Below are 26,600 nucleotides of genomic sequence, written 5' to 3' on the forward strand. Positions count from 1 at the left end.
GCGGGGACTACGCCGTCCTGGCCGCCGTGCAGGGCTTCATGCCCGAACTCGGCCTGGCCAAAGAGAACATCGTCTTCGTCTCCGGCATCGGCTGCAGCTCCCGCTTCCCGTACTACATGAACACCTACGGGATGCACTCCATCCACGGCCGCGCCCCGGCCATCGCCACCGGACTCGCCTCATCGCGCCGCGACCTGTCCGTCTGGGTCGTCACCGGCGACGGCGACGCCCTGTCCATCGGCGGCAACCACCTCATCCACGCCCTGCGCCGCAACGTCAACCTCAAGATCCTGCTCTTCAACAACCGGATCTACGGGCTGACCAAGGGCCAGTACAGCCCCACCTCCGAAGTCGGCAAGATCACCAAATCCACGCCCATGGGCTCGCTGGACGCCCCCTTCAACCCCGTCTCCCTGGCCATCGGCGCCGAAGCATCCTTCGTCGCCCGCACCGTGGACTCCGACCGCAAGCACCTCACCTCGGTACTGCGCGAGGCCGCCGAACACCCCGGCACCGCCCTCGTCGAGATCTACCAGAACTGCAACATCTTCAACGACGGCGCCTTCGAAGTCCTGAAAGACAAACAGCAGGCCCAGGCCGTCATCCGCCTGGAACACGGGCAGCCCGTCCGCTTCGGCCCCGACGGCTCCAAGGGAGTCATACGCGACCGCGCGACCGGTGATCTGGAGGTCGTCGCCGTCTCACCGGAGAACGAGCGCGACATCCTCGTCCACGACGCGCACTCCACGTCCCCGACGACCGCCTTCGCCCTCTCCCGCCTCGCCGACCCCGACACCCTGCACCACACCCCCATCGGCGTCTTCCGCGATATCCGGCGGCCCGTCTACGACACCCTCATGGCCGACCAGCTCGACACCGCCATCGAACAGAACGGCAAGGGCGATCTGGCCGCGCTCCTCGCCGGAAACGACACCTGGACCGTGGAGAGTTCCTCATGACCTACGTCATCGCCCAGCCGTGCGTGGACCTCAAGGACAAGGCCTGTGTCGACGAATGCCCCGTTGACTGCATCTACGAGGGCCCCCGCAAGATGTACATCAACCCCGACGAATGCGTCGACTGCGGTGCCTGTGAACCCGTCTGCCCGGTCGAGGCCATCTTCTACGAGGACTCGATGCCGTCCGAGTGGGCCGGATACGCCACCGCCGACCAGGAGATCTTCGTCTCGGGCGAGGTGAGCGGCGGTGCCGGCGCCGCGGGTCCGCTGCCCGCCGACCATCCCGTCGTCGCCGCGGAGCCCGTGAAGGAGCCCAACTGAGCGCCCGGCACGTCCTGTTGGACGAAGCGAGCGGCCCTTCGCCCCGATGGATCTCGGGGGAAGGGCCGCTCGGCGTGGTGCAGTGGTGCAGCGCTGCACTGGTGCAGTGGGTGGAGGTGCGGTCACGCGGACCGCGGGAACGTGCCCGCGCCCGGGGTCTGTTGCCGTGCCCCGCGCGCCGAGGGATGGCGGCTGCGCAGCATCCGTCGCCACTGCTCGGCGCTGTACTGAGCCGGTTCCGTGGTGGCGATGAAGTCCCGCAGGACGTTCTCGAAGCGCTGCGGGTCCGTACGGAAGGGGAAGTGGCCCGCCTCCTCGAAGATTTCCAGGCGGCTGCCGGGCATGGCCACATGGCCGAGGCCCGCGTGCGTGGCGGGCACCACCTGGTCGCGGCCTCCCCACACCAGCATCGTGGGCATCCCCCCGGCCAGATAGCAGCGGTCGAGCATCGTGCCGACCTGGCCGCGCCAGTCGACGACGGCCCGCAGCGTCCTGATGAAGGCGCTGCGCGAGGTGCCGTCGGGCAGCGCGTCCACCACCCGCAGCAGGTCGGGGGCGTCCACCCCGAGGCCCGTGTCGAGGAGTCTGAGCGCCTTGACGCCCAGTCCGAGCTGGGTGCGCATGGTCGGCAGGCCCAGGGCCATCAGGAGCAGCTCGGCGCCCGGCAGTGTCGCCGCGCGCAGCAGCGGCGTCACCTGGCGGCTGATCCCGCCGGTGCCGACGAGCACGAGCCGCTCGCACCGCTCGGGGAACTGGTAGGCGAACTGCATGGCCACCGCGCCGCCGAGCGAGTGCCCCACCAGCGTGACCCGTTCGATGCCGAGCACGCCGAGCAGGTCCCGCATTCCGTTGGCGTACGCGGCCAGGGAGTAGTCGGCGCGGGGTTTGTCGGAGGCCCCGTGGCCGAGCAGGTCGGGGGCCAGGACCCGGTAGTTGCGGGCGAGGCCCGGCATGATGTCGCGCCAGGTGTCTGAGGAGTCCCCGATGCCGTGGATCAGGAGGATCGCCCGGCCCTTGCCGGCCATCCGGAAGGCCCGCCGGTAGCCGTGCACGGTGCGGTACCGCATCCGGATGGCCGAGCTGTTGCCGCGCTGCCCGGAGCCGTTGTGCGAGGTCATGGTGTGCTGCCTCCCTCGGGGGCACGGTGGCGCCGCTCGCCCGGACGTTCGCCGGGCTGCCGGAACGCCGCGGCGGGCCTGTGGTGGACGGTGGTCAGATCGCTTTCGGTCACCCCGAGCGAGGCGAGGCTCTGCCAGGGGCGGATCGTGCGGAACGTACGCGAGGGCTTCGCCGGGTCCGTCATGACGTGACCCCTCCCCGGGTGGGCCGGGGGGACCCGGCGGAGCGGCCCGGCCCGGTGGCGCCCCGGACGCGCAGGGCAAGGCGTCGGCGCAGCAGCGAGGAGAACAGCCAGCGCCGCATCGCGCCCAGGTGGGCAGGAGAGCCGTGCACGTCGTCGAAGACCTTGAAGCGGGCGTCCTGGGCGCACCGGCGCAGCAGCTCCTGTTCCCCGGCGGGGATGATCTCGTCCCGGCTGCTGGCCACGTACCGGACGGGTATCCGTACGGCGTGCAGCTCCTGCGGGGTGAGCGCGAACTGCGGCAGGAGCGCGCGGAGTTCGGCGGTGGTTGCGGTGCCGGTGAGGCGGCGCAGGGTTTCCGCGGTGATGCCGGGGACCTGCGGCCACCAGTCGGTGTCGGCGAAGAACTCCGACACGGGGGCGCCCACGGTGAGGACCTGGCGCACCCTGCGGTCCCGGGCGGCGGCCCGCAGCGCGAGATGGCCGCTGAAGCTGAGGGCGAGCATCGAGGTGTCGTCCACCGCCGCGCGGCCCCGCAGCCGGTCCATCAGGAACGTCAGCATCCGCCAGGAGTCGGGGGCGTAGGGAAGGGTGTTCTCGCCGACGCCGGGCAGTTCGGTGACGACGGCGGCGAAGCCCAGCTTGCGCAGCACCGGCAGGAGCGGCGCCCACTGTTCCTTCACGCTGACGATGCCGCCCATCACCACCAGGAGCGGTCGCGGGCGTGGCGCGTCGAGGCCGGACGCCCAGCAGGCGAACGTACCGTCCGGGTGCTTGAACTCAAGGCGTTCGATGCCCTGCCGGCCCTTTCGCCAGCTGTCGAAGGTGTCCACGCACAGCCGCTGGGCGAGGGCCCGGTCGTCGTCCGCGTGGTACGGGAAGCGGGCGAGGGCGTAGTGCCGGCAGGCGTCCAGGAGGTCGCCGCGGGCCGCCGCGACCTTGCCCTCCGCGGTCCACACGGCGGCCCAGGACGCCGGGTCGCCCGCCGTGTCGTTGCCGATGCGCGCGAGCACCCCGGCGGCATGGTCGGGCGCCATGCCCTGGCCGCGGGCGTGCAGGCGGGCGAATTCCTTGAGTTCTTCCAGATGGTCCATGTCTTTCCGCCCCGTCTCGTAGCTTCTTGTCCCGCGTCGCACGGTGTCGCGCCGGTGCCGTCAGTGGATGGCGCCGTCGGGGCGCCTGAGGCCGAAGCCGAAGGCCCGGTCCACCGCGATGTGTGTGGTCCAGCCGAGTCCGGCGAGCAGCAGCGGCCGGTTCGCCGTGAGCACACCCGCCGCGACGGCGGCGCCGGCCAGGCGCGGGTCGTGCAGGGTGTTGTAGAGGCGGACGGTGTCGGGCGAGAGCATGCCGGGCCCCGCGGGCGGCGTCGCGCCACGGTGGAAGAAGGCGGCGTCGGGGGCGACGAGCGCGGTCCAGAAGGTCCAGCCCACCGCCCCGCCGAGCGCGAGTCCGGTGCCGAAAGCGGCGGCTCCGGTGACCGCGCTGAGCGCCCGCCCGGTGGTGGTGCGCCAGGTCCAGCGGTCCGCCGGGGCGGGTGCCGGCGGCGCCGGGGACCCGGCGGTCGGCGAGTGTGCCGCCGTCGTGCGGGGGGTGGGTTTCGTCACCCGGAGATCGGTCTTCATGGAGCGTCTCCTCTCGCGGTCGCCTGCGCGGCTTGTCGACTCTGCCGCCAGTGTTCCCGCGGGTGCTTGGGGCCCGCTTGTACGGAATCGGGCCCCGTCACCACCAGTCGTCGGCCGCGTCCTCCTGCGCCTCGTCCTCGCCGAGCACCTCGGCGAGCGCGTCCATGATTCCCGCGTCGAGGGCGGTACCGGCCGCCGTGTCGGCCGTGGGGCCGAACCCGGCGTCGCCGACGGCCACGCTGACGGTGTACGCGCCGTCGATGTCGTACGTACGGAACGTCCACTCGCCGTCCGAGCCCGGGCTGCCGTCGGGGCGCAGCACGTCGGTGGACGTGCCGTCCGTGCGGAAGCCGAAGTTGGTGAAGCGGAACTGCATGCCGAGGCCGATCGCCTTGCTGTAGGCCTCCTTCAGCGTCCAGAGCCGGACGAGGGCGGGGTCGCGTTCCTCCGGTGGCATCGCCTCGATCTCGGCGGCCTCGTGCGGGGTGCACAGATGCCGGTCGAGCCCCGGACCGTACAGCTTGCGGTCGGCGAGCTCCGCGTCCACTCCGATGACGCCGCCGGTGGCCAGGCCCACGAGAAGCAGCTCGTCGGTGTGGCTGAGGCTGATGTGCACGCCGTCGTAGCCGCGCAGATACGGCCGTCCGGTGTGCGTGTAGCCCAACTCGACGGCCTGCGGCGGCACATGGAGTGCCGCCGCGGCCGCGAACTTGAGCAGTACCCGGGACGAGGCGAACCTGGTCCGCACGTCCGGGTGCGTCAGCTCCAAGAAGCGCGCCCAGTCCCGGCCGAGCAGGGCCCGCAGACGCGGCCCCTTGGCCTGCTCGGGACGCCAGTCGCCCAGGCGGGCGTAGAGGACCGTGCAGGCGTGCCGGTCCAGGTCAGCGCGGACTTGGCTCCAGTCCCCGCCGGGCCCCGTGATCACGATCGGCTCCCCGATGGTCCGGAGGGCAGGCCTGCCCGCTGGAGCCGTCATCAAAGGCCTCCATGGTGTGGTGGAGATCGGTCAGCAGATCGGCTGCTGCCCCGCCGTCGATCACCCGGTGGTCGAAGGTCAGGCCGAGCCGGAGCACGGGGGCGGCGGCCACGGAACCGTCCGCGCGGACCACGGGCCGCTGTGCCACCCGCCCCGCGCACAGGGTGACGGCGGTGCCGCCCGCCGAGTGGAAGCCGTCGACCGAGCCGTGCCCGAGGGAACTGACCGAGACGGTGCCGAAGACGGCGGGCCGCTTGCGCGGGTCGCGCAGCACCGCGGCGAACGCGGTACGGGCCACCGGCAGCGGGAGGCGTCCGAGCATCCGCACGCCTTTGAACTCGGGCAGTTCGGCGGTGTCCTGCCCCCGGTAGCGGTCGACCTGCTGCTGTATCTCGCGCAGCCCGGCCCGCTCCAGGTTCGGCACCAGGGCGGACAGGACGGTGCGTTCGCCCTCCACCTTCCGGTCGAGGGCGAGCTTCGCGGTCACTGCCTCGAACCGCACGATGCGGGGCGCGCGCAGCAGCCCGGGCCAGCCCGGTGCCATCACCGCGTTGGCCTCGGGGTGCCGCTCCAGGGCGCGGCCCGCCGCGTACAGCAGATACGTCACGTACGAGTAGCGCAGGCCGCGGGCCCGGGCCTCGGCCCGGTGTGCCTGGATCCGCGTCATGTCGATGTCGGTGTCCAGATGCACCGGGCGCTGGCCGGCCGCCCACTCCAGGAAGAACAGAGTGTGCCGACGGCGCCGCTCCACGACGGTGCGCGCCCCGGGCGCCGTGGCCTTGCTCATGCCGGCACCGCCAGGTCGTAGATCTCCTTGAGGCTGCGCGCCTCCAGGATCTTGCCGACGGGGACGCCGTGGCCGGTGGCGCGTTCCAGGGCGGTCACCAGTTTCAGCAGGTAGAGGGAGTCCCAGTCGGGGAGTTCGTCGAAGTCCGCCGTCACGTGCTCCGGCTCCAGGGGGATGCCGATCTCGTCGCGGACGAGTCGCGTGAACGCGTCGACGGTGAAGGTGCTCGCGGGGCTGCTCATATCTTCTCCAGGGCGAAGCCGGCTTTGATCCACTTGCTTGACTCGACGGCGACCGCCAGGGCCTTCTCGCCCGGTGACATCTCGCCGAGGAGCTTCTCCATCTGCAGGAAGGGCAGGGCGTTGCCGTTGTTGCCGGTGTCGGCGACACAGGACACCTCGCGCGCGGTCGGCAGACCGAGTTCCTCGGCGATGCGGCGCGTCATACGGCCCGACAGCTGGGGCGGCAGCAGGTAGTCCAGGTCGTCGGCCTCCCAGTCGAGTTCCCCGAGGAGTTCCCAGAGGATCTCCACGGCCATCACGGGTACGCCCTCCTCGATGGCCTTGTAGTCCTCGGTGAGCGCCTGGCGGTCGTCATGGCGGTCGGCGAGCCCGAACCACTCGATCACCTGCCCCGCCTTGCGGCCGAGGCCCGTGAACCGGTTGAGGACGCGGCGCACCGCGATCCGCTGCCCGGCCGGCTCCGCCGTGAGCACGGCGGCGCCCGCCCCGTCCCCGAAGAGGACGAAGTTGACCAGGTCGCTGGGGGCCGCGTCGGACAGGTCGCGCTTGACGTCGAGGTGTTTGCTGCACACGTCGCCGCCGATGACGAGGCCGGTGCGGTACTGCCCCGAGGCGATCATGGTCTGGGCCAGGCTGAGCGCCTGCACGGCGCCCGCACAGCCCGACTGGAGCTGGAAGGTGGGTACTTGGTCGAGTCCGAGCTGGTCGGCGACGTCGTTGACGGTAGCCGGCATCAGGGTGTCGGGCGTCGCGGTGCCGAGGACGATGAAGTCGATGTCGGCCGCGTCGACGCCGTCCGCGTACAGGGCCTTCTCGGCGGCCCGCGCGCACAGGTCGGCGAGGGACCAGCGGACCTCGCCGGTGGCCAGGTCGCGGGCGAAGTGCCGGGTCTTGGTGCCGATGAAGACCTCGATCCACTCCTCGTTGACGCCCAGCATCTTGGCGAGCGTCGCGTTGTCCACCGGATCGCCGGGCAGGGCGGTGCCGATGGACGCGATATGGGCGGTGGGGGTGGTCAGGGTGGTCTCGGCGTGCGGTTCCTGGCTCATGCCGTCCTCTCTTCGTGTCCGGGTGCGGCGGCGTCGATCTCGTGGAGGAAGCTGACGAGGTCGCCGATGGTGGCGAGCCTGGGCAGCAGATCCTGGACGGTCACCGAGTCGAGCCCGGTGAGCCGCTCGTCAAGGCGGGTCTTGAGCTCCATGACCATCACGGAGTCAAAGCCGAGGTCCTCGTACAGCCGCAGCTTCGGGGTGAGTTCGTCGGAGCTGTAGCCGCCGACCTGCCCGACGGCCTCCAGGGCGGCGAGCGCCACCGGTCCTTCCGCCTTGCCGCGGCTGACGTTGAGCACGGCGACGGCGCCGGACTGGGGCTGCCGGTTCTCCCCGGCCTCCGCGGTCTCCCGCCCGCGCTCCGGCTCGGTGGACTCCGGGGCCGGGGCGACCGGTCGGGGTGCGGAGCCTCTGGAGGGGGTCCGCGCCGCCCAGTAGCGGTGCTGGTCGGAGAAGGCGTACGCGGCGAGCTGCTGCGGTACGCGGTCCCGCTCCTCGTACACGGCGTCCCAGTCCGGGTCGACGCCGCCGCGGTACAGCGCGGCCAGGGCGTCGGCCAGGTCCTGGCCGCCCGCGTCCTCGGCGGGCACCGGCGTGACGTGGACGGGCTCGGAACCGGGCCGCGCACCGCCGAGGGCGCGAACCATCCGGGACAGGACCGGGCGCGGCCCGGTCTCCACCAGATGGCTCGCCCCGTCGTCGAGCAGGGCCGCCGCCGCGTCGGCGAACAGGACCGGGGCGCCGATGTGTTCCGTCCAGTACGCCGCGTTCATCGCATCGCCGTCGAGGAGGCGCCCGCGAACCGTCGAGTACACCGGGATGGCCGGCACTCCGCCGCCGACCTTCTCGGCGAGCGCCGCGAAGCGTTCGACGACGGGCTCCATGAGCGGCGAGTGGAAGGCGTGCGAGACCGTCAGCCTGCGGGTGCGCACGCCGTCCGCGGTCAGCCCGGCCTCGATGCGCTCCAGGGCGGCGAGGTCACCGGACAGGACGGTGGCCTGCGGGCCGTTGACCGCGGCGATGCCCACCGACGGCTCCGCGGCCACCCGCTCCTCCAGGGATTCGCGGGCGGCCCGCACGGACAACATGCCGCCGCCCTCGGGGAGTTCCTGCATCAGCGCGCCCCGCGCCGCGATCAGCCGCGCGGCGCCGTCCAGGGGCAGCGCCCCGGCGATGACGGCCGCCGCGTACTCGCCGACGCTGTGCCCGACGAGCATGTCGGGCCGCACGCCGAGCGCGGCCAGGGTGCGCCCCATGGCGTACTCGACGGCGAACAGGGCGGGCTGGGTCCACTGGGTGCGGTGGATGGCGTCGAGGTCACCGGACCTGCCCAGGAGCAGATCGCGTACGGAGGTGCCGGTGTGCGGCAGGAGCGCGGCGTCGGCCTCGTCGAGGAAGGAGCGGTACAGGCCCGAGTCCCGGTAGAGGCCCGCCGTCATCGCCGGGTACTGGGAGCCCTGCCCGGTGTACAGGAACGCGACCCGCGGGCGGCCGGTGGGCGCCGCGGTGAGGCGGGCGAGCAGGTCATCGTCGGCGGCGGCCTCGCGCAGCCGGGTCACCAACTGCGCCGCGTCGGCGGCGGAGACGGCGAACCGGTAGCGGTGGCCGCCCTTGACGTGGTTGCTGGTCCAGCCGAGCGCCCCCACCGGCACCCGGCGCGCCGCCGCCGCGTCCGCCTGGGCGAGCAGGTTGCGCCGCAGCGAGTTCACGCCCGGCGCGGTGAGGGTGAAGACGGCGGCGGCGAGCCCGCCGGGTGCGCCGGAGAGCCGCGCGGGACGGCCCGCGGCCGCGGGTGCGCTCTCCAGGACGGCGTGCGCGTTCGTGCCGCCCATGCCGAAGCTGCTGAGCCCGGCGACGACGCCGGTGGCGGGCAGCCTCAGCGGGGCCTTCAGGAGCCTGAGCCCGCGCTCGCGCAGCTTCAGGCCGGGGTTCTCCTTGGCGGCGAACCTGCTGGCCGGCACCACCCGGTGGTGCAGGGCGAGGGCGACCTTGATGAGGCCCGCGATGCCCGCGGCGCCTTCGGTGTGCCCGAGGTTGCCCTTGACCGAGCCGAGCGCCATCGGCTTGCCCTCGCGTCCGGCGTGATGGTGGCCCAGCGCCTTGATCTCCATCATGTCGCCGAGCGTCGTGCCGGTGCCGTGCCCTTCCGTGAAGGTGATGTCGGACGCCGCTACGCCTGCCCTGCGGTAGGCGGCGGCGAGTACGTCCTGCTGCGCCCAGCGGTTGGGCGCGGTGATGCCGTTGGAGCGCCCGTCCTGGTTGACGGCGGTGCCGCGGATCACCGCGTACACGCGCTGCCCGTCGGCGACCGCGTCCTTCAGCCTGCGCAGCACGACGACGCCGACGCCCTCGCCGCGCCCGATGCCGTCGGCGTCCGCGCTGAAGGGTTTGCAGCGGCCGTCGGGCGCCGAGAGGCCCGCCTGCGTGTAGAAGATCGAGAGGGCCGGGGTGAGCGCGACGTTGACGCCCCCCGCGAGCGCGACGTCGCTCTCCCCGGACAGCAGGGAGTTGACCGCCAGGTGCACGGCCACGAGCGACGACGAGCAGGCGGTATCGACGGCCAGCGAGGGGCCCTTGAGGTCCAGGTGGTAGGAGACCCGGTTGGCGGTCATGCAGTAGCCGTTGCCGGAGCCGATCTGCGCGGTGACGTTGTCGTAGTCGGTCAGGTGGAGCTGCGCCCACTCGTTGCCCATGACGCCGACGAAGACGCCGGTGTCCGATCCGGCGAGGCGGTGCGGGGCGACGCCGGCGTCCTCGACGGCACGCCAGGCGCACTGCAGGAGCAGCCGCTGCTGGGGGTCCATGGCTGCCGCCTCGCGCGGCGAGATGGTGAAGAACTCGTTGTCGAACGCGTCGGGGTCGCTGACGAAGCCGCCCTCGGTGGTGTTCGTGTGCCCCGGCGAACCGGCGGCCGCGTGGAACTCCTTGGCCTCCCACCGCAGCCGGGGCACCTCCCCCACACCGTCTCCCGAGCGCAACAGCAGGTCCCAGTAGGCGCGGGTGTCCGGCGCCCCCGGGAACCTGCAGTCGATGCCGACGATGGCGATGGGTTCCATCAGCTGGCGCCGCCGTCCACGGCCGCGAACTCCGCGAGGAGGTGGTCGGCGAGGGCGTGCACCGTCGGGTAGTCCCAGGCGGCGGTGGGTTCGAGGACGAAGTCGAAGTCCTCCTCGATGTCGCCGCACAGGCCGAAGGCGGCCACCGAGTCGAGGCCGTACTCGGCCAGCGGCACGGCCGCGTCGATCTCGGACGGCTGCCGCTTGAGGTAGAGGGCGATGCGCTCGGTCAGCCAGGTGGTGAGCGACTCACGGGTGTGTCCGGTGAGGGAAGCAGGCATGGTGCACTCCTTGGTTCGGCGATGAGTGGCTCGGGGTCAGCCGGCCAGCGGCGTGTTGTAGAGGTCGAAGCTCCTGCGTCCGTCGAACCGGCGCAGCACTTCCTCGTGCAGCCGGGCGTCGACGGCCGCCGGCAGGTCCGGGGGCTGCTGGCCGAGCCGGCGTGCCAGGCGGTGCAGCACGGCGGCCAGCCAGGACGGGTCGGCCAGGAACAGGTCGTCGCCGGAGCGCGCCTGCTGCCAGACGCCGATCGCGGAGGCTGCGGCGAGGAGCACCGCGTACCGGTCGGCGAGTGCGAAGGTGGCGGGGCTCGCCAGGGCGGTGCGGTTCTCCGGGGCGAGCGCGAGGCTCGCCTCCTGCAACTGGCGCAGCTCGTCCATCATCTTCAGGGCGATGCCGTGGACGGCCCGCTCCTCGGGGGTCGAACTGGGCAGTTCCTCGACGGCGGCGACGAGGGTGGCGCTCAGGGCGTCGCGGCCGCTGGCCAGGGTGAGCTTCTCGAAGGGGATGTCCGGCAGGTCCTCGCGCAGCCGGAACAGCGCTGCGGGCGCCGGGTCCCCCGCGAACCAGGACCGCCGGGCGAGGCGGGCCAGCTGGGGGATGATCGTGGCCTGGCAGGCGGCGGAGCCCGCGTGGCCGAGGCTGAGCACCGGCAGGTCCCTGATGTGCTTCTGGAAGATGCCGAACTCGCCCTCGCGGACGTAGAAGCGGGCGCCGAGGACGATGGACAGGTCGTGCATCGTCTCGGTGAGCATCTTCGGCACCAGGTACTTGGTGGCGGCCGCGTAGACGCTGGTCTCGTCCGGCAGCAGATGCACCGCGCGGGTCGCGGCCAGCGAAAGGCTGTCGCAGGCGAGCAGGTCGAGGAAGGCCCCGGACAGGGTCGCCTTGGCGTGCGGGATGTCCATCACGGACTTGCGGTACAGCTCGCGGCCGAGCGCGAACGAGACGACGGTGCGCAGGCTGGTGTCGGCCGCGCCGAGGGCCATGCCGGGCACGGCGCTGCGGGTGATCTGGAAGGCGCGCAGGGCGAGTTCGACTCCCATGCCGCGGTCCCCGACGAGCGCGTCGGCGGGCACCGGGGTGTCGTCGAAGTGCAGCCCCGACAGATGGCAGCCGCGCACGCCGACCGCGTCGTAGCGCGGCAGCACCCGGTAGCTCCCGGCGTCCAGGCCCGACCGCTCGGCGAAGACCACCGAGTGGCTGCGGCTGCCGGGGGCCTGGCTGGTGCGGCTGAAGAGGACCCAGGCCGCGGCCCGGTCGGCGTTGTTGATGACCTGCTTCTCGCCGGAGAGCAGATAGCTCCCGCCGGGCCCGTCCTTGGCCTCGAACTCATTGCGTACGAAGTCGTTGCCGTGCGCCAGTTCGTGGTACGCCACCGAGACCTTGCCGCCGTCGAGCAGGATCCGGGCGAGGCGTTCGCGCTGCTCGGCGGAGCCTGACGTCCACACGTTGACGCCCGCCATGAACGAGGTCACGCCGTAGCCGAGGCCCAGGGTGACGTCGCGGCGGAAGACCTGGCGCATCACCCGTACCAGCGTGTCGATCCGCTCCAGGCGGCCGCCGTGCTGCCGGGGCACGAAGTCGGCGTTGAGCACAGCCTCGTCGAGGACGCGCTCACCGGCCGCGGAGATCTCCCCGGCTTCGTCGGCCTCCAGGAGCCGGGCGTAGGAGACGGGGTTCGACTCGTCGGTCGGGTCGCCGAGACGTTTCTCCAGCTCGGCGACGCGGGCGGCGACCCGGGTCTCCTGGTCGGCGGCGGGGGCTTCTGGGGCCCCCTGGGGCAGGGAACCGGTCAGCATGACGTCCTCTCGTTCTCGCCGTGCGTGGCGGCGGTGTTCGCGGGGTTGGTGCCGGCGGATTCGGGCGGCGCCGGTTCCCGCTGCTCCAGGAGCGAGAACAGGCGGCCCCCGGCGCACGCGGACCGCAGCTCGGCGAGCAGCGCCTCGTAGGTCTCGGGCTCCGAGTCGTCGGCCGTGCCGGGCGAATCGCTCTCGCCGAGGCCGGCGAGGATCCGGTCGAGCGCGGCCCGCAGCCACAGCGCGTCCCGCCAGAGCGCGGCGGTCGCGCCCTGGCTGAACCGGTCCGCGTTCGCGGTCCACAGGCCGGTGACGGCGGCGCCCGCGTAGCACAGGGTGTAGCGGCGGGCGGTTTCGAAGGCGGCCGGCGGCACGTCGGTGACGACGTCCTGGTGGCTCTCCATCTCGGCGTGCACCGTGTCGGTGACGGCGAGCAGCCGCCGGGCCGCGGCGACGGCCGGCCACAGCTGGGGGCGGGACTGCGCACGGCGGGTCAGCTCGGCGACGTTGCCCGCCAGGCCCGCGACGATGCCGCTGCCGCGCCGTGCGACCACGGAGAGGCGGCCCGGGTCGAGCGGGGGCAGCCGCACGCCCAGGTCCTGGGCGGCAGCGGCTCCCGCCGTGTCGCCGGTGCCGCGGCGGTGACCGCGTACCAGCGAACGGAACTGGTTCACGACGGAGTTGAGGTTCACCAGTGTGTTGCCGTCGAACAGGCCCACGATGCGGTGGTCCCGGTCGAGCTTCTGGAACCGGCCGTGCGCGTAGACGTCCTTGAGGAAGGCGCGGGCGCCCAGCAGCCGGGTCAGTTCGGTGAGCACGCCCTCCGTGCCGGAGGGCAGCAGGTACTTGGTGACCGCGGCGGTCAGGCTCATCTCCGCGGTCTGGGTGTGCACGGCGCGCGAGGCCACCAGGGCGAGCGCCTCGTGCAGGAGCACGTCGGCGGCCGCCGTGCCCAGGGCCCTGCGGGCCTTCGGCAGGTCGATGAGCCGCCGCCCGTACAGTTCGCGCTCCTCGGCGAAGTCCAGCGCGATGCGCAGGCCGTGGTCGCCCGCGCCGAGCGAGAGCGCGGCGCACATGGTGCGGGTGAGCTGGAGGGCCTTGATGACCGTCTCGATGCCGCCGCCCTCGGCGCCGACCAGGGCCCGGCGCGGCACCCGGGCGCCGTCGAAGACGATGCCCGAGATGTCGGCGCCCCGGATGCCGTGCGTGTCCACCTTGGGCAGGTGCCGGTAGGCGGCCTCGTCCAGCTCCCGCTTGTCGACGAGCAGGACGCTGAAGCCGCGCGGGCCGCCCGCCGGGTCGGTGCGGGTGAGCAGCGAGAGGAGCGAGCCGCGGGTGGCGTTGTTGATGAGCCACTTCTCGCCGTTCACCAGCCAGCCGTCGCCGCCGTCCGGCGAGGTCACCGGGCTGCCGTTCACCTCGCAGGCGAGCAGGTCGCTGCCGTGTGCCCGCTCGGTGAGACCGAGCGAGACCGGCACCCCGGCCCGGATGTCGGCGCCGAGCCGCTCGGCCTGCTCCGGGCCGCCGGCCACCCAGACGCAGACGCCGCCCAGGTAGGTCTTGCCGTGGCCGATCGCGGTCGTCAGGTCGCGCCTGGCGACGGCCCGCAGGAGCTGGAGCAACTGCTCGTAGTCGTGGAGCTGTCCGCCGTGCTGGACCGGCACGTAGTAATCGGAGAGGCCCCACTCCTGGAGGAGGCGGCAGATGTCCGCGGGAAACTCCTCCTTCTCGTCGAGCTCGGCGCAGCGCTCGTACGAGAAGGTGGTGCGCGGGTCGTTCGGATCCCCGAGGAAGGCGTCGAACTCCTCGGCCAGCCGGTACGGCGGATGCTCCATGTCAGGCTCCCGGAACCAGCGGACGGTCGATGGCGTCGGCGACGAGCTCACGGACCGCGGGCTCAAGGACCTCGTACAGCGGGGTGATCTGTCCCTTGAGGAACAGCTGCTTCATCAGCGTGCGCTGGATCTTCCCGCTGGTGGTCTTGCGGATCGTGCCGGGGCGCACCAGGAGGACATTGCCCGCGGGGATGTTGAACTCCCGTCCGATGAAGGCCTGGACGCCGGTGGCCAGGGTGCGCAGATCGGATGCGACCTTGCTGGTGCGCACCTCCTGGACGACGACCAGGTGCTCGCGGTCGGTCTCCACGGCGAAGACCGAGCCCGCGCCGATGCCGAGCGCCTTGTCGGTGCCCTGTACGGCCCGCTCGATGTCCTGCGGGTAGAGGTTGCGGCCCGCGAAGATGACCAGTTCCTTGAGCCGGCCCGTCACGTAGAGCTGGCCGTCCTCCAGGACGCCCAGGTCGCCGGTGCGCAGCCAACCACCCGCGTCCTGGCCGCCGTTGCCGTTCGAGATGGCAGCGTCGAAGATCTCCTTGTTGGTCAGCGGGCGCTTCCAGTAGCCGCCCGCGACGCTCTCGCCGCGCACCCAGATCTCGCCCACGGACCCCTCGTCGCGCTCCTTGAAGGTCTCCGCGTCGACGATGCGTACGTCGAAGTCGTCGGTGTTGATGACGCCGCTGCTGACCAGGGTGCGGCTCGGCGCGTCCTCGCGCGGGTCGGCGAGCTCGCCGGCCTCCAGGGCCTCGGAGTCGACGCCGAGGATGACGGGCCTGCTGGCCTGCGGGGTGCCGGAGACCAGGAGCGTCGTCTCGGCCATGCCGTAGCAGGGGAAGAACGTCTCGGGCCGGAAGCCGGCGGGTGCGAAGCGTTCGGTGAAGGCGCGTATCGTCTCGGCCCGCACGGGCTCGGCTCCGTTGCAGGCCACCCGCCAGCTGGACAGGTCGAGGGTGGCCAGCTGCTCGTCGGTGACGCGGCGCAGGCACAGGTCGTAGGCGAAGTTGGGGCCGCCGCCGATGGTGACCTTGTGGTCGCCGATCATCTGGAGCCAGCGGTGCGGCCGCTTGAGGAACGACACGGGTGACATCAGGGCGGCCGAGCCGCCGAGGAACAGGGGCTGGAGGATGTGCCCGATCAGGCCCATGTCGTGGTAGAAGGGCAGCCACCCGCCGTAGCGCGTCCGGGCGTCGCCGCCCGCCGAGTTCTTGATGGCCTGTTCGTTGGCGAGCAGGTTGCGGTGGGAGACCATGACGCCCTTGGGGTCGCTGGTCGAGCCCGAGGTGTACTGGAGGAACGCGAGGTCCTCAGGGACCAGGGACGGCGCGGTCCAGGCCGCCGCGTCACCGTGGTCGGGGGCATCGGTGGCCAGGCACCGCACGTCGGTCATGTTCTCGGCGGCGAGCCAGGCCGTGATGTCGGGGGCGTTGTCCGAGTCGGTGAGGACCGCGCGCGCCTCCGCGTCGCGCAGGATCCCCGAGACCCGGGTGAAGTGGTTGCCCTGCTCGGTGGGCAGCGGCGCGGGCACCGCGACGGACCCCGCGTACAGGCAGCCGACGAAGGCCTTGACGAACTCAAGACCCGACGGGAACAGCAGGAGCACCTGATGCCCCGCGGCCCCGTTCTGCTGGAGCCAGGCGCCTATTTTGCGCGCCTCCAGGTCGAGTTGCCGGTACGTCAGGTGCTGGGGGGCCGAACCCTTGGCGTCGTCCGGCAGAAAGATGAAGGCGTCCTTGGATCCGAGCGCGTCGGTACGCGCCAGGACCAGTTCCGTAAAGGTTCGGAAGGCTGTCAACGTCGTTCCCTGACCTTTCGACGATCCGCCGGCGCAGCGCCGGACGTTGGTCTTTTCGGACAATGCGATGCTGCGGCGGAGAGCTTGGGTGCCGCTTGTGCGGGGGCCTGACACGATTCGACGGCGTTGATGTCAGCCCGCCGGGCGGGGGCACGGCCCGAAGTCGGCGTCCAGGGCCAGATGTTCGGGGACCGGCGGGACGTCGCCGAGCGGGTGGGTGAACTCAAGGCCTCCGCCGTCCGTCTCGGCGGTCGTTTCGAAGCCGAGCGAGGGGTAGAAGCCGCGCACGCGGTGGTTCTTCGCGGTGGGCCGGTAGCTCGCGTGCACGGCTGCCGCCCCGGTGTCCCTGGCGTGTGCGAGGAGCGCGGCCAGGGCCGCCTGCTCGATGCCGCGGGCGAAGACCCGGCAGCTGAGCAGCATGTTGTCCAGGTACAGGGCGCCGTCGTCACGGTGTGCGAAGACGGCCCCGATCACGCCGTTGTCACCGAACCGGTCGCGGGCACGCAGGGCCAGGACGAGGTGGTCGGGATCGGTGCGCCGTTCCTGTACGTCGGCCTCCTGGAGTCTGCGCGTGGTGAGGTTGAACTGGTTGGTGCGCAGGGTGATCTGCGAAATGCGGGCCACCTCGTGGTCGCGTACGGGCGACACCTCCAGGCGGATGTCCAGGGCCCGCAGATAGTCCTCCATCGAGCCGGAGCTCTCCTGGAGGTCCTGCCGCTCGGCATCGGAGCGGTACTGCCCCGAGCGCAGCCGGTCCTCGGCGGTCAGCGCGCGTACGTCGAACCAGCCGTCGGCGAGCAGCCGGTCCACGTGCAGTGCGGGCTCCTCGTCGAGCCTGACCACGGCGACCTCCGGCAGGCTCGCGGCGACGAGACCGCACTCGAAGGGCGAGTCGTCGGCGAAGACGAAGCTGTCCACGCCGAGGTTGAGGCGCGCGGCGATGTCCCGGAGGTTGCCGTCCTTGGGGTCCCAGTTGGCGTTGATCCGCGTGAAGTCGGCCTCGCGCAGCGTCATGTCGGGGTGGTCGCGCAGCACGCCGACGACCGGTTCCCGGTCGTTCTTGCTGCACACCGCGAGCAGTACGCCCTGGGCGCCGATCTGTTTGACGGTGCGCTGGAACTTGCCGAACGCCTCGCCCCGGTAGGTCGTCGCCGCCGCGATGCCGTCCGCGCCGTCGTCGCCGAGGATGCCGTCCCACAGGGTGTTGTCGAGGTCGACGACGAGGACCTTCTTGGCGCGGCCGCGCAACGTCCGGGCCAGGTGCCCGATCTCGCGCGCGTACCGCCCCAGGAGCTCCTCGCCCAGGTGCACCTTCGCGTAGGCGGCGAGCCTGCTGTCGCGCACCGGGCCGCCGTCGGCGATCAGCGGGTCCAGGTCGACCACGTGCAGGCGCGGGTGGTTGGCGGCAAGGCGCAGCAGCCCCGCGTTGAACTCCCGCCACCGCCAGGCGAGTTCGGTGCGCGAGGCGTGGTCGACGAGCTGGTGCGGGTGGCCGCTCAGGAGCGGCAGGGTGTTGAGCACCAGGGTGCCGGGGCCGTGCTCGGTGTAGCGCGCGACGAGTCCGGCGAGCTGCTTCAGCTTGCCGTCAAGGGCGGCGGCCAGGTCCGTGATCTGCCAGGGCAGCGGGAGCTCGTCGAAGACGATGTGCGCGTCCAGGACGCACAGGGCGAGTTCCGTGCCGGGCGCGTACAGCGGGCTTGAGGTGTCCTGGAGGTCCCGCAGCCAGGAGTCGTACTCGGCGTCGGAGATCCGTACCGGTATGCCGTGCCGGGCGAACTGGGCGGTGAGTGCCGGGGGCAGCGCGTCCAGCATGCCGTGTCCGGTCAGCGCGACGGTCGCCGGTGCGGCTCCCGGGTGCAGCTCTCCGATGCTCTCCGGCGAGACCCGGGCGAGCAGCCGTCCGGCGCGGGCCAGGGCCGCGAAGTCCGCGTCGTGACCGATGAGTTCGGCCAGGAGCGCGGGCACCGCCGGGTACTCGGCCGCGATCCGCCCTTCCTGGTGCAGGGCGCGGAGCCGGTCGAGCGGCCCGAGCCGCTCCGCTTCAGGGGTCGTCACTGCTGTGGTCACGTTCCGCTTCTCCCGTCAGTCACGCAGCAGCCACACGCAGGGCCATCGCCGCCGCTCATGGCCCGCCACCGTGGCCGGGACACCTAAAGGGGCGGTTGCAGGGGGGGGACCCGGGCGCGGGGCGGTTTCACCCGGGCCTGCGGCTGGAGCCGCGCACCGCCCGGGGCGGGGCCGGAGCCGGGGGCTTCAGCGGGACGCAAGCGTCCGCGCGCACGATGCCGTACCTGCACGCACGTCCCACCCGGATCATCCAGTCCCCGCCGGCCACCCCGGCCCGGCATGCGAGGAGACCTCATGAAGAACGACCCGGCTCCCGAGCGGGGTACCGCTCACGCGGGGGCGTCCGCACCTGCCGCCACCGCTCCGCCAGACCCCCGGCGCTGGTGGGTGCTCGGAGTCATCTCCCTTGCCCAGTTCGTCATCGCCATCGACTCGTCCGTCGTCAACGTGATGGGACCCGAGCTCAAGGACGCCATCGGCCTGTCGACCACCGGCCTGCAGTGGGTCATGAACATCTACGTCCTCCTCTTCGGAGGCCTCCTGCTGCTCGGCGGCCGGCTCGCCGACGTACTCGGCCGCCGCCTCGTCTTCCTGGCCGGCCTCGTCCTGTTCACGCTCGCCTCGCTGGGCGCCGGACTCGCCGATTCGGAGGGCACGCTGCTCACCGCGCGTGCGCTCCAGGGCATCGGCGCCGCGGCCCTGTCGCCCGCCTCGCTGTCCATCCTGGTGACGACGTTCCCCGACACCAAGGAGCGGGCGAAGGCGTTCGGCGTGTGGGGCGCGGTCATCGGCATCGGCGCGAGCACCGGCACCATCCTGGGCGGAGCCATCGCCAACGTCGACTGGCGCTGGGCGTTCTGGATCAACGTGCCGGTCGGCCTGCTCGTCGGCGCCGCCGCCCTCGCCCTCATCAAGGCGCCCCGGCCCTCGGGCGAGCGGCCCGCCAAGGACCTGGCGGGAGCCGTCACGGCCACCGGCGGACTGCTGCTGCTCGTGTACGCCATCGTGACCTCCGGCGACCACGGCTGGACGGACTGGCGCACCCTGGGGGCCTTCGCCGCCGCGGCCGCGCTCCTGGTCGCGTTCGTCGTGGTGGAGGGGCGCAGCAAGGCGCCGCTCGTGCCGCTGCGGCTCTTCCGTTCGCGTTCGGTGGCGGCGGGCGGTCTCGGCGAGTTCCTCACCGCGGCGATCATGATGCCGATCTTCTTCCTGCTGCCGCTGTGGATGCAGGGCGTCCTCGGCTACAGCCCGCTGCGCACCGGTCTGGCGTATCTGCCGGTGAGCATCGCGCTGATGGTGCTCGCTCCCCTCGCCTCCACCCTGATCGGCAGGACCGGGCCGCGGAACATGTACCTGGCCGGTACGGTCGCGCTCGCGGGCTGCGTCGTGATGCTGATCGGCCTGCCCGTACACACCGGCTACTGGAGCTTCCTGCTGCCCGCCACCACGCTGTTCGGTGTCGGCCTGGTGTTCTGCCTGATCCCGACCCCGGTCGTGGGCACGTCGGAAGCGACCGAGGAGGACGCGGGGACCACGTCGGCGCTGCTCAACGCCTCGACGCAGATCGGTGCCGCGTTCGGTATCGCCGTCGCCGTGACGGTGCTCAACCACAAGACGGCGTCGGAGGCCGCGCACGGCGTGGCCCCTGATGTCGCGCTGGTGAACGGACTCCAGTCCGCGTTCGCGGTCCTGCTCGTGTTCCTGGCCCTGTCGGTGCTCACCGGACTCCTCGGCTTCCGGCGCGGCCCCCTCGCCGCGGCCGGCACTCAGGGCACGCCCGCGGCGGAGGAAGCCACCGCGGCCCCGGCGGTCCAGTCCCCCGCGCAGACCGTGGGCTGAGCCCGTCCCCTCGTACGCCGCTGTGGGCCGCGTCCCCGCTGTCGGGACGGCGGGCCACAGCGGCGTACGGGGAGGATCAGCCGGCATCGTGGAGTTCGCCGAGGCGCAGCGCGACGCCGCGAGCCAGGGCGGCGGCGGTCAGCGGGGCACCGCCGGCCGCCTCGGTCAGCGAGGGACCGCCGACCGCCTCCCCCACTCCGGCCACGGACACCGCACCGCCTTGCACCGTCACCGAAAGGGCGTGCTCGGCGGCGAGTTCGGCGAGCCGCGCGGGCAGCGGCATGATCCACCCCGGGTCCACGACGGTCACCCCCACGCCCCGCTCGTCGAGCAGCCGGGCCGCGTCCAGGCAGATCCGGGCCATGGCTCCGACAGACACGATGAGTACGTCGCCGGGCAGCCGCTGCGGCGCGCGGAACAGCACGTCGAGCCCCCGGTCGTGGGCCACGGCCTCGACGTCCGGGGGTACGGGCCCTTCGGGGAAGCACACCGCGGTGGGCGCGTCCCCGATGCCGAGGGCCTCCCGCAGCCGCGCCCGCAACCGCGCCCCGTCGCGCGGCACCGCACAGCGCACGCCGTCCGGCAGCCCGTCCGGTGGTGTCGTACCGCCGAGCACGTAGGTCGTCCCTCGCCCGCGACGGGCCGCGGCCGCCGGCACACCGTCGGGCACGGCGACCACGGGGTGCAGCCCCTCCGCGGCAAGGCCCGCCGCGCAGTAGGCGGCGTGCTCCCGGCTGCCGCCGGCGGCGAAGGCACGCTCCGGGTCCAGCGCGGCGAACTCCGCGAAGACCCGGGGAAGCCGCCGGGCGGCGCCCACCGCGACGACCTCCGGCTGCTCCGCCCCGGCCTCGGCGAGCTCCCCGGCGAAGACGGCCGCCCAGGACCGCACGGGCGCGAGGCCGATCCGGCCGGGCCCGGCCCGCCCGGCAGGCGCACAGTGGACGACCACCGGACGGCCCGCGTCCCTGGCCGCCCGCAGCGCGGACTCCAGCCGCGCGGGGCTGGCGCCGTCGACCGGCCCGGTGTGTTCGAGGCCCGGCCCGCCGAACGCGTCGTACAGGCTCGTCCCGACGAGGGGAGCGCGCCGCAGCGCGCCCCCGATCCGGCCGGCGATCCCGCCCCGCGCGCCGCCGTGCGGCCCCGGGCCGCCGCTCTCATCGCCGATGACCACGACGACGATCCGCAGTCCGGGGGTGCGGGCGAGCGAATCCAGGGCCTCCCTGGCCGCGTCGGTCGCGAGGGTCGCGCCGTCCACGACGGCGACGGCGTGCCGGTCGGTGCGCCCGCCGAGCAGGAAGGCACGGGCGAGCCCCTCGGCGTACGAGAGGGCCCGCACGCCGAGGGCTTCGGCGGCGCCGGACCGGCTCATGAACTCGCTCCGGCGCCGCAGCAGTTCATGGGCGTACGACCACGGGGGTCTCTCCCAGGCCACCTGGTCGCGGGCGGAGTCGAAGACGCGGTGCAGCGCGATGCCCAGTTCGACGGTGGTGTCCGCGCCGGGGTGCGGGGCGAGGAGTTCGCGGATCTCCACGGCAAGTGCGGGCAGTCGCGCCGGCCGCAGGGCGCGCACGTCGTGCGGCCCGTACACGTCGTCGAGCACGAGCGGCCACGGCTGGGTCTTCGGCGTCACGGCGCACCTCCTGATCGGGTCGCGGCCCGCTCCGGCGACCCTTCACGGTGGCACGCGGGGGCGTACCGGGACAGTGATCCGGACACGGGCCGGACCGTGCGTGCGCGAGGGCCGGACCATGAGGAATTCATGGTCCGGCCGCCTTGGTGCCGCGTCGGGTCCGCGCCGTCACGCGGCGACGGGCACCCGCGCGTACTGCCGCACCAGCGGGGCCAGTTCACCCAGGAAGCTCTCCTCGTGGGCTCGCACGAAGAAGTGCCCGCCCGGCATGGTGCGCACCTCGCAGCCCCGCCCCGCGTGCCGCCGCCACGAGACCACCTCGGGCACCGACACAAGGCGGTCCCTGCGCCCCGCGAACAGGTGCAGCGGCACCCGCAGCGGTTCGGAGGTGTACGAGGCCGCGTCGCCCGTGCACAGGAGCAGGTCGTCACGGGCCACCGGAAGGAGCGCGGAGAGGAAGTCCGGGTGGTTCAGGAGGACTTGGGGGATGCCGCCGAGCGCGGCCAGGCTCTCGATCAGCTCCTCGTCGCTCGCCTCCGGGCGGGCGATCTGCGGCGCGGGCAGGTGCGGTGCGCGGTAGGCGCTCAACACGACCGCGAGCGGCAGCGGGGCGCAGCGCTGCTGCCGCCGCCAGGCGAGCGAGTAGGCGATCAGCGCGCCCATGCTGTGCCCGTAGAAGATGTGCGGCCGGTCCAGTTCGTCGTCGAGCTGGGCGTCCATGTCGTCGATCAGGGCGCGCAGGTCGGTGAACCGCGGTTCGTCGATGCGCCCTTCGCGGCCGGGGAGCTGGACGGGCATGACCTGCACCCCCGCGCCGTGGGCGTCCAGGGTGCGCTGCCAGCGCCCGTACGCCGAGGCGCCGCCGCCCGCGTACGGGAAGCAGAACAGCCGTATGTCCGCGCTCGCACTCTCGTCGATGCCGCTCCGGGCCAGGTATCGGGTCATTGTGCTCCGCCTCGGGTCCGTCCTGCGTGGGTGTGCCGGCGGGGCCCGCCGCGCGGCGCTCGGCCGGCGGCCGATCGGACGGGCGGAGCCGGGCCCGCACAGGATGGACATGCGCGGGCGAGGTCACTGCCCGGCCGGGAGGGCGCCGGATCCACTGCGGAGCGGACCCCCGACCGACACATCACGCAGCGTGCGGCCGCCGGCTAAAGGACGGCCAAATCCGCGGGCGGCGGGGACTCGGGCCAGGACCCAGGTGGGGACTCGGGCCGGGACCAGGCCGGGACTTAGGCAAGGCTTTAGGGCGCCCGGCCAGGGTGGCGCCGACGCGTGCCGTACGCCCGCACGCGCCCGCACCTCCTGCCCGCACCCCCCCTCACCAGGAGTGAGTTCATGACGTCTTCCGCCGCCCGGGAAGCCACCCGCAGTTCGACGCCGGTGGCGGTCCGCGCCGCCTGGGCACTGCTCGGCGCGTTCCTGCTCGTCTGGGTCGTGTTCGAGATGATCAAGCATGCGGGCTGGGTCATCCCGCTCGGCGTGCTCGGCTTCGTCGCGCCCGACCTGTCGTTCTTCGTCGGCGCCTCGGGCCCGCACCGGCACGGGCAGCTGCCGCGCGGCACGGTGGGCGCGTACAACCTCGTGCACCGGCCGGTCGGGCCGCTGGCCTTGATGACGGTCGTGGCGCTGCTCGCGGACGGTCCCGGCCAGAACGCCGCGCCCTTCACCTTCGGCCTGGCGTGGCTGCTGCACATCGCCCTCGACCGGTCCCTCGGATACGGACTGCGCACCGCCGACGGCTGGCAGCGCTGAACCGCCCGTACGCACCCGCCCGCGGCCTTTGCCGCGCCACAAGCCCGCGTCGCGACGATCTCACGAGCCCTGACCCCCTTCATGGAGGCAGCACCCATGGACATCGAAGAGCAGCAGGACCCCGACGGCCCGCGTGCCGCCGAGCCGACTCTGAGCTATCCGTTCCACCGGCCCTCCGCCGTCGAAGTCCCGCCCGTGTACGAGGAGTTGCGGGCGCGGTGCCCCGTCGCTCACGTACGCCTGCCGAGCGGTGACCCCGGGCACGTGGTCACCCGCTACGACGACGTGCGCACCGTGCTCGCCGACCCCCGCTTCAGCCGCGCCGCCACCGTCGAGCCCGGCGCCCCGCAGTTGTCCAGCACTCCCCCGCTGGCCGGCGGCCTGTTCACGATGGACCCGCCCGAGCACACCCGGCTGCGCAAGCTGGTCCTGCGGGAGTTCACCGGGCGTCGCGTGCAGCGGCTGCGCCCGCGCATCCAGGAACTCACCGACGGGCTGCTCGACTCGATGGAGCGTCTCGCGCCGCCCGTCGACCTCAACACCGAACTGGCGTTCCCGCTGCCGGTGATGGTCATCTGTGAGCTGCTCGGCGTGCCCTTCGAGGACCGGGGCCGCTTCCGCGCCTGGTCCGACGCCTTCGTGTCGCTCACTTCGCACACGCCCGAGGAGACCGCGGCCCAGCGCACGTCGATGATCGGGTATCTGGCGGCTCTGATCCAGCGCAAACGCGAAGAGCCCACCGACGACCTCATCGGCGCGCTCGTCGCCGCGCACGACGACGAGGGCCGGCTCACCGAGCACGAGCTGATCACGATGTGCATCACGCTGCTCGTCGCCGGACACGAGACGACCGTCTCCATGATCGGCACCTGTGTGCTGACCCTGCTGCGCCACCCCGAGCACCTGGCCGCGCTGCGCGAGAACCCCGACATGATCGAGCACGCCGTCGAGGAGCTGATGCGGATCAACCCGATCGGCGACGGCGGGCCGCTGCGCATCACCCTGGAGGACGTCGAACTCGGCGGCACGCTCATCCCCAAGGGCAGCGCCGTGCTCGCGGCGATCTGCTCGGCCAACCAGGACGCGGCGCGCTTCCCCGAGGGCTCGCCCGCCGACTTCGACCCGAGGCGCCCCTCGGCGACCCAGCACGTCGCCTTCGGCCACGGGCCGCACCACTGCCTCGGCGCGGCCCTCGCCCGCGCCGAACTCCAGATCGTCATCGGCTCGCTGCTGCGCCGCTTCCCCGCCCTCAAGCTCGCCGAGGACGTCGCCGAACTGCGCATGACGACCGGGATGATGGTGCACGGCCTGACCCGGCTGCCCGTCGCCTGGTGACATCCCGCGCCGCACGCCCCGCGCGGGCACGGCGAAGGCCCTGACTCCCGCCCGGAGTCAGGGCCTTCGCCGTACAGCGGCGCACGGATCACACACGCGACGCCGGCCGGTGGGTGGCCACCGCGTGCGGACCCTGCTCCTGCAACTGGAAGTACGCCCCCGCGAGCACCCGCTGCTTCAGCCGCTGGCTGCGGTCCACGACCCGGTACAGGGTGCGCCGGAGCGTGCCGCCTGCGCCGTGCAGCGCGAAGAGCCGCTCCTGGCGCAGCTGAAGCCCCCGCGATTTGCTCACCGAGGTCTCCCTGGCCTGCTGGAACTCCTCGCAGGCGCGGGCGAGTTCGGCGACCGAGCCGCCGGCCCCGAAGGCCCGCTCCACCAGCGGGGCCAGCGTCACCGCGTCGATGATGGCGTGATTGACGCCCTGTCCCAGGATCGGCGTCAGGGTGTGCGCGGCGTCGCCGGTCAGGACCAGGCCGGGGCAGGACCAGCGCGGCACCAGGGTGGTGAAGATGTCGAGCATCGAGGTGTCCGACCAGCTGCGGATCTCGGAGCGCACCGCGCCGGACAGTTCGGGTGCGAGCCGGTCGAGGCGCTCGTACAGGGCGGGCAGGCCCTTGGCGCGCAGCTCCTTGAGGCCGCCCTTGGGGATGTTGAAGCCCACCCGCACGCTGTCGGGGCGGGTGGGGATGAACAGGCCGTGCTGATCGCCCTCGATGCGGATGCGGTACGTGCGGTCGTCCCACTCCGCGGGGAACGGCAGCTTCAGCCACACCACGTCCCGCTCCAGCGGCAGGCGGGTGTAGGGCAGCCTGGACATCTCCCGCACCTTGCTGAACCGCCCGTCCGCCGCCACCGTCAGGGCGGCGTGCACCGTGACCTCGCCGTCCGGCGTGCGCGCCCGCACCCCGGTCACCGGGCCCTCTCCCTCCCGCACCAGGCCCACCGCCGTGGCCTTGCGCAGCAGCGTGAAGTGCTCGGCGTGCTCCTCGCCGAGCCCCGCGAGCGCCGACAGGAGCGCGGGCTGCGGCATCTCGACCGGGTAGGGGTGCGGATACGGGAAGCGGGTGAAGTCGGCCCGCAGCACGGCGCTGCCGGAGTCCACTATCTCCATGCGGTGCATCTGCTGGTACGCGCCGTCGAGCCGCCCCAGGACGCCGAGGCGGTCCAGGAGCCACACCGAGTCGGGAGAGACCGACTCACCGCGGAACGACCGGTCGAAGTGGCCGCTCTGCTCCAGGACCACGACGGAGACCGAGCGCTTGGCGAGCTCCACGGCCAGGGTGAGGCCCGCGGGACCCCCTCCGACCACGCACACTTGTGCGGTCAGCTCAGTTGTCATCGTCAACGCTGCCTTTCCGGAGGAGTCACGGTCGCTCGACTCTCCCGGCAGTGGCTAAAGAGGCCCTTGCAGGCGGTGCGTCCGGGCCGGGCCCAAGTACGCCTTTAGAGCGCCCCGGCAGGGTGATGGACATGCGCCGCACCGGTTCGGCGCGGCCCCGGGGCGAGCCTGCCGCCGGCCCCACTCCCCCGGGGGCCGGCGGCGGGCTCGACCGCTCGGCCTTCCGGCTCGCGGCTTTCCGACTTCCGACGCCCGGCTTCCGGCTTCCGCCCTCAGTTGGCGGCCCGCTCCTCCACCCGCCCCTTCAGGGCGTCGGTCAGCATCCCGAACCCCGCCTGGCTCTGCCGGATGACGGACCCGGTGACGGGAACGAGCGCGCCGGTGAACGTCTCGCTCTGCAGCACGTGGGTGCCGCCCTCGTTCGCCGTCAGCTCGAAGGAGTGCAGCCCGTCGAACACGCCGGGCACGCCGAGCCTGCCCCGCCAGCGCAGCAGCCGGCCCGGCTCGCTCGTCAGGACGGTCGGCTTGAACACCATCTCGCGGCCGCCCTTCGGCAGCCGGAAGCACAGCATGAGGCGCTGGCCCGGCTCTGCCCGGCCCGCGGCCCGCACCAGAAACGGGT

General features: G+C 72.8%; 22 protein-coding genes and 1 pseudogene. 5 read left to right on the forward strand and 18 right to left on the reverse strand.

Annotation, left to right across the window (positions count from 1 at the left end; translation table 11 throughout):
* Both ACQKIP_RS13505 and fdxA read left to right on the forward strand, forming a co-directional pair.
* On the forward strand, positions 1-959 hold a 959-nt coding region (locus tag ACQKIP_RS13505), incomplete at its 5' end, for a 2-oxoacid:ferredoxin oxidoreductase subunit beta (RefSeq protein ID WP_427743029.1).
* Positions 956-1,279, forward strand: a complete 324-nt coding sequence (fdxA, locus tag ACQKIP_RS13510; RefSeq protein WP_365858279.1) for a ferredoxin — start codon at positions 956-958, stop codon at positions 1,277-1,279. The genes ACQKIP_RS13505 and fdxA, both read left to right, overlap by 4 nt.
* A gap of 122 nt (positions 1,280-1,401) precedes the next feature.
* Here the strand turns inward: fdxA and ACQKIP_RS13515 are convergent, their stop codons facing one another.
* The 14 genes from ACQKIP_RS13515 to ACQKIP_RS13580 all read right to left on the reverse strand — a co-directional run bounded on the left by ACQKIP_RS13515 (position 1,402) and on the right by ACQKIP_RS13580 (position 18,083).
* Complete coding sequence (locus ACQKIP_RS13515) at positions 1,402-2,397, reverse strand: alpha/beta fold hydrolase (protein ID WP_365858277.1); 996 nt, start codon at positions 2,395-2,397, stop codon at positions 1,402-1,404.
* Complete coding sequence (locus tag ACQKIP_RS13520) at positions 2,394-2,582, reverse strand: hypothetical protein (protein WP_365858275.1); 189 nt, start codon at positions 2,580-2,582, stop codon at positions 2,394-2,396. Before ACQKIP_RS13520 ends, ACQKIP_RS13515 begins: the two co-directional genes overlap by 4 nt.
* On the reverse strand, positions 2,579-3,673 hold the full coding sequence (locus tag ACQKIP_RS13525; protein ID WP_365858273.1) for an alpha/beta hydrolase: 1,095 nt from the start codon (positions 3,671-3,673) through the stop codon (positions 2,579-2,581). Before ACQKIP_RS13525 ends, ACQKIP_RS13520 begins: the two co-directional genes overlap by 4 nt.
* A gap of 60 nt (positions 3,674-3,733) precedes the next feature.
* Positions 3,734-4,201, reverse strand: coding sequence for a DUF4260 family protein (locus ACQKIP_RS13530; RefSeq protein ID WP_365858271.1), 468 nt, complete (start codon positions 4,199-4,201; stop codon positions 3,734-3,736).
* A gap of 97 nt (positions 4,202-4,298) precedes the next feature.
* Complete coding sequence (locus tag ACQKIP_RS13535; protein WP_365858723.1) at positions 4,299-5,129, reverse strand: 4'-phosphopantetheinyl transferase family protein; 831 nt, start codon at positions 5,127-5,129, stop codon at positions 4,299-4,301.
* Positions 5,083-5,964, reverse strand: coding sequence for a 2-oxo acid dehydrogenase subunit E2 (locus ACQKIP_RS13540; protein WP_365858269.1), 882 nt, complete (start codon positions 5,962-5,964; stop codon positions 5,083-5,085). Before ACQKIP_RS13540 ends, ACQKIP_RS13535 begins: the two co-directional genes overlap by 47 nt.
* Positions 5,961-6,206 carry an acyl carrier protein gene (locus ACQKIP_RS13545; protein WP_361200452.1) on the reverse strand — a complete coding sequence of 82 codons (246 nt, stop codon included), beginning with the start codon at positions 6,204-6,206 and terminating at the stop codon, positions 5,961-5,963. The genes ACQKIP_RS13540 and ACQKIP_RS13545 overlap by 4 nt, the downstream gene beginning before the upstream one ends.
* Complete coding sequence (locus ACQKIP_RS13550) at positions 6,203-7,255, reverse strand: 3-oxoacyl-ACP synthase III family protein (RefSeq protein WP_365858267.1); 1,053 nt, start codon at positions 7,253-7,255, stop codon at positions 6,203-6,205. The genes ACQKIP_RS13545 and ACQKIP_RS13550 overlap by 4 nt, the downstream gene beginning before the upstream one ends.
* Positions 7,252-10,311, reverse strand: coding sequence for a type I polyketide synthase (locus ACQKIP_RS13555; protein WP_365858265.1), 3,060 nt, complete (start codon positions 10,309-10,311; stop codon positions 7,252-7,254). Before ACQKIP_RS13555 ends, ACQKIP_RS13550 begins: the two co-directional genes overlap by 4 nt.
* Entirely contained in the window at positions 10,311-10,592 is a 282-nt protein-coding gene (locus tag ACQKIP_RS13560; RefSeq protein ID WP_365858263.1) for an acyl carrier protein, read from the reverse strand. The genes ACQKIP_RS13555 and ACQKIP_RS13560 overlap by 1 nt, the downstream gene beginning before the upstream one ends.
* A gap of 36 nt (positions 10,593-10,628) precedes the next feature.
* Entirely contained in the window at positions 10,629-12,392 is a 1,764-nt protein-coding gene (locus ACQKIP_RS13565; RefSeq protein ID WP_365858261.1) for an acyl-CoA dehydrogenase, read from the reverse strand.
* Positions 12,386-14,224: an acyl-CoA dehydrogenase family protein gene (locus tag ACQKIP_RS13570; RefSeq protein ID WP_365858259.1), complete on the reverse strand. Its 1,839-nt coding sequence runs from the start codon at positions 14,222-14,224 to the stop codon at positions 12,386-12,388. The genes ACQKIP_RS13565 and ACQKIP_RS13570 overlap by 7 nt, the downstream gene beginning before the upstream one ends.
* 1 nt (position 14,225) lies before the next feature.
* Positions 14,226-16,016, reverse strand: a complete 1,791-nt coding sequence (locus tag ACQKIP_RS13575) for a fatty acyl-AMP ligase (RefSeq protein WP_365858257.1) — start codon at positions 16,014-16,016, stop codon at positions 14,226-14,228.
* Positions 16,017-16,148: 132 nt separating this feature from the next.
* Positions 16,149-18,083 (reverse strand): HAD-IIIC family phosphatase, encoded by a 1,935-nt coding sequence (locus ACQKIP_RS13580; protein WP_365858255.1) that lies wholly within the window; start codon positions 18,081-18,083, stop codon positions 16,149-16,151.
* Between the two features lie 294 nt (positions 18,084-18,377).
* On the opposite strand from ACQKIP_RS13580, the gene ACQKIP_RS13585 reads away from it, so the two are divergent.
* Complete coding sequence (locus ACQKIP_RS13585; protein WP_365858253.1) at positions 18,378-19,922, forward strand: MFS transporter; 1,545 nt, start codon at positions 18,378-18,380, stop codon at positions 19,920-19,922.
* Between the two features lie 76 nt (positions 19,923-19,998).
* Here ACQKIP_RS13585 and ACQKIP_RS13590 read toward each other — a convergent pair whose 3' ends face one another.
* Both ACQKIP_RS13590 and ACQKIP_RS13595 read right to left on the reverse strand, forming a co-directional pair.
* On the reverse strand, positions 19,999-21,552 hold the full coding sequence (locus ACQKIP_RS13590) for a 1-deoxy-D-xylulose-5-phosphate synthase N-terminal domain-containing protein (RefSeq protein ID WP_365858251.1): 1,554 nt from the start codon (positions 21,550-21,552) through the stop codon (positions 19,999-20,001).
* 168 nt (positions 21,553-21,720) lie between these two features.
* The gene (locus ACQKIP_RS13595) at positions 21,721-22,497 is read right to left on the reverse strand and encodes a thioesterase II family protein (protein ID WP_365858249.1); all 777 of its coding nucleotides are present in this window, start codon (positions 22,495-22,497) and stop codon (positions 21,721-21,723) included.
* 390 nt (positions 22,498-22,887) lie between these two features.
* On the opposite strand from ACQKIP_RS13595, the gene ACQKIP_RS13600 reads away from it, so the two are divergent.
* Both ACQKIP_RS13600 and ACQKIP_RS13605 read left to right on the forward strand, forming a co-directional pair.
* Positions 22,888-23,304 carry a DUF4260 family protein gene (locus ACQKIP_RS13600; RefSeq protein WP_365858247.1) on the forward strand — a complete coding sequence of 139 codons (417 nt, stop codon included), beginning with the start codon at positions 22,888-22,890 and terminating at the stop codon, positions 23,302-23,304.
* Positions 23,305-23,400: 96 nt separating this feature from the next.
* Positions 23,401-24,639, forward strand: a complete 1,239-nt coding sequence (locus ACQKIP_RS13605; RefSeq protein ID WP_365858245.1) for a cytochrome P450 — start codon at positions 23,401-23,403, stop codon at positions 24,637-24,639.
* 88 nt (positions 24,640-24,727) lie between these two features.
* Here the strand turns inward: ACQKIP_RS13605 and ACQKIP_RS13610 are convergent, their stop codons facing one another.
* Both ACQKIP_RS13610 and ACQKIP_RS13615 read right to left on the reverse strand, forming a co-directional pair.
* The gene (locus ACQKIP_RS13610; protein WP_365858242.1) at positions 24,728-25,978 is read right to left on the reverse strand and encodes an FAD-dependent oxidoreductase; all 1,251 of its coding nucleotides are present in this window, start codon (positions 25,976-25,978) and stop codon (positions 24,728-24,730) included.
* Between the two features lie 272 nt (positions 25,979-26,250).
* Positions 26,251-26,600, reverse strand: a pseudogene (locus ACQKIP_RS13615) (SRPBCC domain-containing protein); the annotation flags it as partial.

This window comes from Streptomyces sp. NPDC059900 (genome assembly GCF_050270335.1).
Lineage (GTDB): Bacteria > Actinomycetota > Actinomycetes > Streptomycetales > Streptomycetaceae > Streptomyces.